This is a genomic window from Bacillus sp. JJ1521, from assembly GCF_036965165.1.
Classification (GTDB): Bacteria; Bacillota; Bacilli; order Bacillales; family Bacillaceae_L; genus Ferdinandcohnia.
Genome location: NZ_JBALOX010000102.1, coordinates 1 through 8547, shown reverse-complemented (window position 1 = coordinate 8547; position 8547 = coordinate 1). Strand labels below are relative to the sequence as shown.

Genomic DNA, 8547 nt, shown 5'->3' with positions numbered 1-8547 from the left:
AGGCGCATTTGATTTTAAAGGAGTACAAAAAGATGGTTATTGTTGAAAAGAAGAGGATTGCAGACATTCCGGCATTACATATTGTAAAAGACCAGTTGAAAGACGAAGCTGCCCCGTTAATCCTGTTCATTCACGGATTTGGCAGTGCCAAGGAACATAATTTACACTATGCCTATCTTTATGCTGAGGAAGGATACCGTGTAGTATTACCTGAAGCAGATTATCATGGAGAAAGAGATAAGGGTCTTGAAGATCTTGAAATGAATTTTAAATTCTGGGATATAGTCGTCCATGAAATCAAAGAGCTTCAAAGTATTAAGGACGAATTAGTCGGAAAAGGTTTGGCAGATGAAACTAGAATTGGTGTTGCGGGAACTTCAATGGGAGGAATAGTTACGCTTGGTGCATTGACCCAGTATCCATGGATTAAGACTGCGGTAAGTCTTATGGGGAGCCCTTATTATGAGGAATTCTGCCGTGGACAAATTGAAGAGCTGAAAGTGCATGATATTGAACTACCTTTCTCAGATTCTGAATTGGAAGAAAAATATGCAGAATTAAGGAAATATGATTTAAGCATACAACCAGAAAAATTAGACGGAAGACCATTGTTTTTCTGGCATGGTGAAAAAGACAAAATGGTACCATTTAAATACACGTATGGATTTTATCGTGAAATTAAGCCGCTTTATAAAGGCAAAGGGGAAAACCTATCCTTTATTGCAGATACACGTGCTGATCACAAAGTAACGAGAGAAGGTCTGCTTGCATCAGTCGAATGGTTTAAAAAGCATCTATAAAAGCGAAGAACGTGTCACAATCGACACGTTCTCTTCTAATTAAACTTATCTTATCCCAAGAGCTATTTTAGCGTAACGGCTCATCATATCTTTGTTCCAAGGTGGACTCCAAACGATGTTAACATCTACGTCTTTTACCTCAGGTAATTCGGTAAGAACACGTTTTACATCCATGGCAATTGTACCTGCTAGCGGGCAGCCCATTGATGTTAATGTCATTGAAACTTGAGCCACTCCTTCATCATTCATATCCACATCATAAACTAGTCCTAAGTTTACAATATCAATCCCTAACTCAGGGTCAACTACTTGCTCAAGTGCACCCATTATATTTTCCTTTAAAGCTTCATCCATTTGATAACTCTCCTTTCGAGAAATAGCTTAATTAAAAGGTGTCTAGCTCCAGGCGCCATCGGCTCGAGGTTATAAGCCAATCGCTTCGGAAGGTAAAAGGCACCTTCTGTCAGCGCTCGTCTTATGCTTGTCGCCGATAAGCGGGCGCCTTGCGCTTTTCTTAAGTATAACGAAACACACGAAAAAAGTGAAATTCAATGACTTAACCACGTAATTGCATCATTGCTTCTTCAGACATGCGCTCAGGAGACCAGGCAGGATGCCATACCATTAATACCTCGACATCATTTACCTCTTCAATGTAAGCAACTGCATGCTTCACGCCACTTGTAATACTATCATGAAGAGGACAGCCAGGTGTAGTTAGTGTCATTTCAATATACACATTATTATTTTCTTTTATATCAATTTTATATATGAGTCCCAAATCAACAACATTAATATTCAGTTCAGGGTCAATCACTTGTTTTAACTGATCAATGATTTTATCTTTTAATTCCATTATCATTCTCCCCTTTATTTAAAAAGTACCTTTATAATGGTGTAGCCGAAAAAAACGGTTGAAGTGACAATTAAGCTTTGGCCAATTGAAAAGATAAGTAATTGCCCGGAAGCTATGGATAAAATTACAATAAGACTTCCTGCAACAAAGCCTGAAAAAATCGGAATGGCTATTTTTTCATCGATCATTTGCTTTAATGTCGGTACATCGCTTTTTCCAATAAGCTTGCTATACCTGTGTGTCCACCAAAGAAATGGAATAATTTTATATAAATAGCCAAGAATACTGCTAACAATCCACAAAAAGAGGTAAAGAAAAATAAGCATACCGTAAAAATAATAATACACTGGAAGAAATGAAAGAATCATTCCGAAAAAATGATTCACTAAGCCAAAACCAATCGCAATTAATGAAAAGATAAATGGTTTATCAAGTTTTTTCTTTAATCTTACCTTGATGATAGTTGAAATGTGGTAAGAAAAAAGAGCGAAGCCTGAGAACAGTAAGCTCATACCTGCTTGTAATAATAGGTATTTCTCAGCTGTAAAGCTGCTAATTGTAATAATAAAACCAATTACGTATACGATATAGACCCATCTCGCTAGCTTCATTGAAAAGCCGTGTGCTAAAGAAAACATCGGGACCATTTTATAAGAAAATCCGAAAATTAAGAATGTAAACCATCCAGCAACTCCAAGCAAAATATGACTTTTCAAAACAGCAAGATGATCTAGATTTACTATTCCAACCCCTAGATTGACGATTAATAGAATTCCAAGTGTAATCGTAAGCAGTAGGCAAATTAGAGCACTTCCTACAAATACGGTAAGAATATTTTTCTTCGCCTGTTTTTTCATCGTCATAAACATTTGTACAAGAAACAGTAAGATCCCAATAACCGAAAGTGAACCCGTAAAAATAGAAATACTAGGCGAGAAAGAAAGAGTTATTCCAAAACCACCAAAACCGATTGCTGTTATCCAAAATTGAACAAACCCAAATTTTTCACTCCAAATCGGAGTTAAAAAGGCTACCGGCACAAGTTGGTACATAGCTCCCATTGCAACCATTAGGGCCCATCCAAGTATCAATAAATGGGCAGATGAAAGGAGGGCAGGGGTTCGAAAAATCCCGTCTATCACCATATGCCCATTGAATAATAGGATGACTTGAGATGCGATTAAGGCAATAACACTAAAGATAATAAAAGAGAGCGGCAGCCTTATATCAGTTTCATTTGATAATTGAGGCATCATTTGCAAGCAGCTCCTTATTTCGTAATTTCAATTTGAAAGCCGCCATCAGGGTGAGATTCTGTTGTATGTTTGTAGCCAAGCTCATCTAACTGTTCATATAAGAACATTGGTCGCCGATCATTGATAATGGTTAACGTGTCGCCTTTATTTAATTTCTCGAGAGCTTTCAATGTCCTCATCATTGGTGTAGGAGGCTCAAGACCTCGATTATCTAATTTCATTAGTGTCACCTCGTTTAGTAAAAGTGACCTTCCAATGTCTTTTATCAATTTGCTCGGCTTCATTTGAAAAACCTTTTGCTTTTAAAATTGGAAATAAAGGAGTCGGTTTAAATGGTGCGTGTAAAATGAAAATATCTCCATCCTGCAAAGGCTTTACTGCTTCCATAATCTTTTGAAAAGGCTCGATTTTATTTTTTAGATCTTCCCTTACATCTACTTCAACAACTTTTGATTCTAATGGACTCATTTTTGATATCCCCCTTGATTAACGTTTATAACCTAATGATAATCATTTTCAATGAGAAATGATGTGACGTGAATCACAAATACCGAAAGATCAAAGACAAAGAACGCCACTTTCTGTTGGTCTAAAATATCTCATCATGTAACTTCATGTGATCTAATAGGTAATATCCATCAGGGGTCATTTCTACAATCTGTTTCTTTTTCAATACTGAAACCGTCCTGCTTACTGATTCGCGTGTTGTACCAATCATGTTGGCAAGCTCGCGATTAGTGAATTGAGTAGTTAGCTTGAAGCGATTGCCAATCTTTTCTCCGTTACTTCTGCATAAACGAAGTAACAGCATAATGATTTGTTCTTGTGTATTTAAAAGAATTTGTTCCTCCAGTCGTTTTTGAAGGTCGATGATTTTTTCACCTAAAACTTTAAAAATTTTAATACAAAGCTCAGGATTCTTTAATAATATTTCTTCAAATCTATCAATGGGGGTTAAAATAATATTCGAGTCCTCAATCACTTCGGCATGTGCAGGATATCCACCTTTTCTAAAAAATCCAGCATGCGGAAACATTTCTCCTGCTTCGAGTACGGACACAATCTGTTCCTTCCCGTGCATGTCAGACTTATAAATTTTCACCTTTCCAGATTGAATGAAAAAAACACGATCAAGTGGATCGTCTTGCATGAAAATAAACATTTTTTGTTTATATAATCGTGACTGTGAAATTTCAACAATTGGATCTAGTTCTTCCGGGGTTAATTCCCGAAACAATGGAACTCCTTTCAATTGTTCACGAATGGATGATATTCCCATCGGTCTCACTCCTTGTTCAAATTAACTGTACCAAAGGCAACTCCTTCTTAAGTGTAGCAATCCACGATATTAAAACTGTGATTTATATCATAGGTATTGAAATCAAAAACAATGTTCAAAAAATGGACACAAAAAAACTAGGAGAATATACTCCTAGTTTTTATCGTCTTTTTCCTCCGCACAATTAAAGCAAAGTAACCCTTTTTTATCATCTAAAACAATACCATTAATAAATCCGTCTAAACAATAAATGTCTTTCCCACATTCCTTACATGTACCTACTAAATCTTTCATCTTTTCACCCCGTAATTACTTTAGATTCCACAATCATGAGGTATGACAAGATGCTTACGTGGCATTTCGAAATTCACTTTCATTATCGCATATTTTTCTAGACATATGATAAAAAACATACGTTCATCGTGATAAGTTTCACTACAATATTGGATTAGACTCGATACAATGGACTCATAAAACAAAAGGAGGAATGTTAATATGGTATTTGCAGCGAAAGTAAATGCACCAGATTTTGCACCTAAGGATAAGCACCCTACCATTTTTAGAGCATTTGATAGTTTACAATCAGGTGAAATCATGGAGCTTACAAATGACCATGATCCACGACCACTCCAATACCAATTCATGATGGAACGCGGTGAAGAATTTTCTTGGGAATACCTTGAACAAGGCCCGGATGTTTGGCGCGTTGCAATCGGTAAAAAATAATCAGGGATTTCGATATCTCTCTCAAGGTGTATGCAAAGTTAATTTACGAATTTGCCTGCACCTTTTTTATGGTTGAAAAAGTTTCGTTTGGAAGACTGTTCCAATCGTGCTACTATGAAGAAAAAGTAAAAGGAAGTTACAAATGAATAAAACAAAAATCACAGGTATACTTTTAGCTGGTGGAGAATCAAGGAGATTCGGAAGTCATAAAGCATTTGCCAAACTATATCAAAAATACTTTTATGAATACGCAATAGAGGCAATGGAAGGGAATGTGGGCAATCTTCTTATTGTAAGCCATCCCGCATTAGTCGGTCAATTTCAGAGCCAAACGTCAGTGGAAGTTATTCAGGATTTACCCAAATTTAAAGGGAATGGACCACTTGCAGGCATGTTCACTGTTATGCAAAAAGAAGTTTCGGATTGGTATGTTGTTTTACCTTGTGACACTCCTTTTGTGACGGATGTTCTCGTTAAGCAACTAATCACTTTTACAACTGACCCTAGTATCGATGCTGTCGTTCCGGTAATCAATGGTAGACAGCAGCCCTTAATCGCTGTTTACCATTTTAGGGTTGCAAAGAAAATAGAACAATTGCTTAAAGGTCAACATTTAAAAATGAGCCATTTGCTAGACTCTTGCCACGTCAAATACGTAACAAATCAAGACCTTCAGTTACAAGGCTTGGAATTCGAAAACATCAACAACCAAACAGAATATGAAAAAATTCAACAAAAACCAATGACTGATACAAGGAACAAAGACTAAAAACGCCACGTCTGAGTGGCAATGTCTTTGTGACTCACATTGTGCCGGCCTCCATTTGCTTTTGTTGTAAAATTCACGCAGCACACTCATAATTTTCTGAAAAGTATGATAAAATATCTATAGCAGATATTTTGAAAAGGAGGGATTGTGTTTGAGGGTAGGCTTAGTTTTAGGTATATTAACCTCTGGACTTCTATTATTCATTGGTTTGTCTACTCATCAATTTGAAACATTTTCAGTTATTTCAGGGACACTTGGGATTATTTGCTTCCTGCTTGCTGGAATCATGTCCGATTCCTTTATAAATGGAGATCGTGCAAGAGCGAACTACTATACCGAAAGAAACAAAGACCGAAAAAAAAGAATCCGATATTCCTATTTATTTTTCCTCTTGGGGGCACCAAACCTACTTGTGGCTGTAGTGTTAACCCTCAATTACATTTGAGTTTCTTCAAATAATATTTCTTCAATTAACTTTTCATATAATTGATTTCTAGTTTCAGCACTTAGCCCCTCTCTGGTCTAGCCAATCCGTCAAGAAGGATAAAAGGCATACTTCTCGCCGGCTTTTTCTTATGCTTGTCGGACTTGCACAGGACAAGGAAAGCTTCGACAGCATAATCATCGCACGAAGAAAATGCTTGGCATTTTCGAGGAAGTGCTGACATCGACGTTTGCCACAGGACGTGGTAGTTGTTAGTCGATGTTCTTCTCGGGCACTTGAGCTTTTCCTTATTTGTGAACTTTTTCAAACACCTCCTTGATCTGTGATGTAACTCACATAATTCACTTTTTTATAGTGTTAAAATGTGGACATTAACAAAGGAGGTTTGCCTCATGTTTGAAAGAGACTATAACGAAGACCCATTTATTGTCATTTGGGAGCTTACTAGGGCTTGCCAATTAAAATGTTTACATTGCCGTGCAGAAGCACAATATACGAGAGACCCTCGAGAACTTTCCTTTGAAGAGGGGAAAAAGCTAATCGACCAAATATATGAGATGAACAATCCAATGCTCGTGTTCACAGGTGGGGACCCATTAATGCGCCCCGATGTTTATGATATTGCTGATTATGCAATTAAAAAAGGCGTACGTGTTTCAATGACACCAAGTGCAACACCAAATGTTACGAAGGAAGCAATTCAAAAAGCTAAGGAAGTTGGTTTAGCTCGTTGGGCGTTTAGTTTAGATGGTCCGACCGCGGAGATTCATGACCATTTCCGTGGAACAAAAGGTTCATTTGATTTAACGATGAGGGCTATTAAGTATTTACATGAACTTGAGATTCCAGTTCAGATTAACACAGTAATTTCAAGATATAATGTTCATGCCTTAAATGAAATGGCAAAATTAGTAGAGGATCTTGATTGTGTATTATGGAGCGTCTTTTTCCTTGTGCCTACTGGTCGCGGTAAAGAAACAGACATGATTTCTCCAGTCGAGCATGAAAAAGTGTTCCGATGGTTATATGATTTAAGCAAACGTGTAAAATTTGATATTAAAACAACCGCTGCACAGCATTATCGTCGCGTTGTCATCCAATCAAAACTGCGCGAAACAAAGGATACAGAAAAACATATTCGCTATGAAGATGCTCTTATGAAGGGTAAAACGGGTAAAATTGATGGTCTAGGAAGGGCTCCACAAGGCGTAAACGATGGTAGCGGATTTGTCTTTATTTCTCATATTGGAGATGTGTATCCAAGTGGATTGTTACCTGTAATAGCTGGAAATGTGCGTGAGACTCCTTTAGCTAAAATTTATCGTGAATCACCGATATTTAAAGACTTACGCAATCCAGACAAATTTAAAGGGAAATGTGGAGTATGTGAATTCCGACATGTATGTGGTGGATCACGTTCTCGTGCTTATGCGATGACTGGAGATTACATGGAAAGTGAACCATTCTGTGTATATATCCCGGAAGCCCTCCGTAAAAAAGATAAAACACTTAACTGATATAGAAAGACCCAAGGGATCATCCCATGGGTCTTTGTATTTTGTTACCATTATTCTATACTACAATACTTGGCTGGACATTCCTCACACTGAATTTCGTTTTTTATATAGGCTAAGTCGTGAATGGTAATAAAGCCTCGATAAACGGAAATTACACCTAAAGCACGTAATTCATGCAGCATTCGATTTACACTTTCCCTTGTAGTAGCACAAAAATTGGCAAGCTCCTGATTTGTTAAATGTAAGTCTATTAGGATACCATTTTTCTTATGAACCCCATAACTATTGGTCATTCGAACTAAGGTTGAATACAAGGCTCCTTTTTTACCTAATAGAACAAGATCTCTAAACTTTGTTTGTGTTTTTCGGAAATGATCACTCATCCATTTCATAAATTCAAATGCAAGATTTGTATTTTCAAATAGTTTTCGTTCCAAATCATCCTTTTGAATCACAGCAATTTCGCTATCTTCTAAAATCAGACAATCAAATAAATACTTCGGCTGATCTGTGAATAATGTTAACTCTCCAACAATTTCATTTTGACTACAAATACGAAGGGATAATTCACTGCCATCGGACGTTCCTTTGCTAACCCTTACACGTCCTGAAAGAATGAGATAAAGCTCAGATGCCTTCATTCCTTCCCGAAATAAATAGGTTCCCTTTTCCATTTTGATGAGTTGATTAGCTGATTGCAAAAGCTCTGTTAATTCATTTGAAATAGTTTTATTTTGTATTGATAACTGACTCATAGGTACCACCTTCCTAAGCAGGAATGCTATACTTGGTTAAAAGGAAGTTCAAAAAGTGCGGTGAATATGAAGCATCGATAGCGGAACTTCGACTAAGAGCTGACACGTCCTGTGTCAAACGTCGAAGTCACCAAATCCTGTGGA

The 8547-nt window shown here is 37.1% G+C and carries 13 protein-coding genes; 5 read left to right on the top strand and 8 right to left on the bottom strand.

Annotated elements, in window-relative coordinates:
* The first annotated feature begins 32 nt into the window (after positions 1-32).
* On the top strand, positions 33-800 hold the full coding sequence (locus V7147_RS14950) for a prolyl oligopeptidase family serine peptidase (RefSeq protein ID WP_335368670.1): 768 nt from the start codon (positions 33-35) through the stop codon (positions 798-800).
* A 45-nt stretch (positions 801-845) separates the two neighbouring features.
* Here the strand turns inward: V7147_RS14950 and V7147_RS14945 are convergent, their stop codons facing one another.
* From V7147_RS14945 to V7147_RS14915, 7 genes are all read right to left on the bottom strand, one after another.
* On the bottom strand, positions 846-1154 hold the full coding sequence (locus V7147_RS14945) for a metal-sulfur cluster assembly factor (RefSeq protein ID WP_335368637.1): 309 nt from the start codon (positions 1152-1154) through the stop codon (positions 846-848).
* Positions 1155-1356: 202 nt separating this feature from the next.
* Positions 1357-1656: a metal-sulfur cluster assembly factor gene (locus tag V7147_RS14940; protein WP_335368636.1), complete on the bottom strand. Its 300-nt coding sequence runs from the start codon at positions 1654-1656 to the stop codon at positions 1357-1359.
* A 14-nt stretch (positions 1657-1670) separates the two neighbouring features.
* On the bottom strand, positions 1671-2912 hold the full coding sequence (locus V7147_RS14935) for a hypothetical protein (RefSeq protein WP_335368635.1): 1242 nt from the start codon (positions 2910-2912) through the stop codon (positions 1671-1673).
* Positions 2913-2926: 14 nt separating this feature from the next.
* Positions 2927-3133, bottom strand: coding sequence for a DUF2249 domain-containing protein (locus tag V7147_RS14930; RefSeq protein ID WP_335368634.1), 207 nt, complete (start codon positions 3131-3133; stop codon positions 2927-2929).
* Complete coding sequence (locus V7147_RS14925; RefSeq protein ID WP_335368633.1) at positions 3120-3380, bottom strand: DUF2249 domain-containing protein; 261 nt, start codon at positions 3378-3380, stop codon at positions 3120-3122. The genes V7147_RS14930 and V7147_RS14925 overlap by 14 nt, the downstream gene beginning before the upstream one ends.
* A gap of 121 nt (positions 3381-3501) precedes the next feature.
* On the bottom strand, positions 3502-4191 hold the full coding sequence (locus V7147_RS14920; protein WP_335368632.1) for a Crp/Fnr family transcriptional regulator: 690 nt from the start codon (positions 4189-4191) through the stop codon (positions 3502-3504).
* A gap of 153 nt (positions 4192-4344) precedes the next feature.
* Positions 4345-4485, bottom strand: coding sequence for a hypothetical protein (locus tag V7147_RS14915; RefSeq protein WP_335368631.1), 141 nt, complete (start codon positions 4483-4485; stop codon positions 4345-4347).
* 201 nt (positions 4486-4686) lie between these two features.
* On the opposite strand from V7147_RS14915, the gene V7147_RS14910 reads away from it, so the two are divergent.
* From V7147_RS14910 to V7147_RS14895, 4 genes are all read left to right on the top strand, one after another.
* On the top strand, positions 4687-4917 hold the full coding sequence (locus V7147_RS14910) for a DUF2249 domain-containing protein (RefSeq protein ID WP_335368630.1): 231 nt from the start codon (positions 4687-4689) through the stop codon (positions 4915-4917).
* Positions 4918-5059: 142 nt separating this feature from the next.
* Complete coding sequence (locus V7147_RS14905) at positions 5060-5686, top strand: molybdenum cofactor guanylyltransferase (RefSeq protein ID WP_335368629.1); 627 nt, start codon at positions 5060-5062, stop codon at positions 5684-5686.
* 151 nt (positions 5687-5837) lie between these two features.
* The gene (locus tag V7147_RS14900) at positions 5838-6131 is read left to right on the top strand and encodes a DUF5316 domain-containing protein (RefSeq protein WP_335368628.1); all 294 of its coding nucleotides are present in this window, start codon (positions 5838-5840) and stop codon (positions 6129-6131) included.
* A 392-nt stretch (positions 6132-6523) separates the two neighbouring features.
* Positions 6524-7648 carry a TIGR04053 family radical SAM/SPASM domain-containing protein gene (locus V7147_RS14895; RefSeq protein ID WP_335368627.1) on the top strand — a complete coding sequence of 375 codons (1125 nt, stop codon included), beginning with the start codon at positions 6524-6526 and terminating at the stop codon, positions 7646-7648.
* A 50-nt stretch (positions 7649-7698) separates the two neighbouring features.
* Here the strand turns inward: V7147_RS14895 and V7147_RS14890 are convergent, their stop codons facing one another.
* Positions 7699-8403 (bottom strand): Crp/Fnr family transcriptional regulator, encoded by a 705-nt coding sequence (locus V7147_RS14890; RefSeq protein ID WP_335368626.1) that lies wholly within the window; start codon positions 8401-8403, stop codon positions 7699-7701.
* Positions 8404-8547 lie beyond the last annotated feature (144 nt).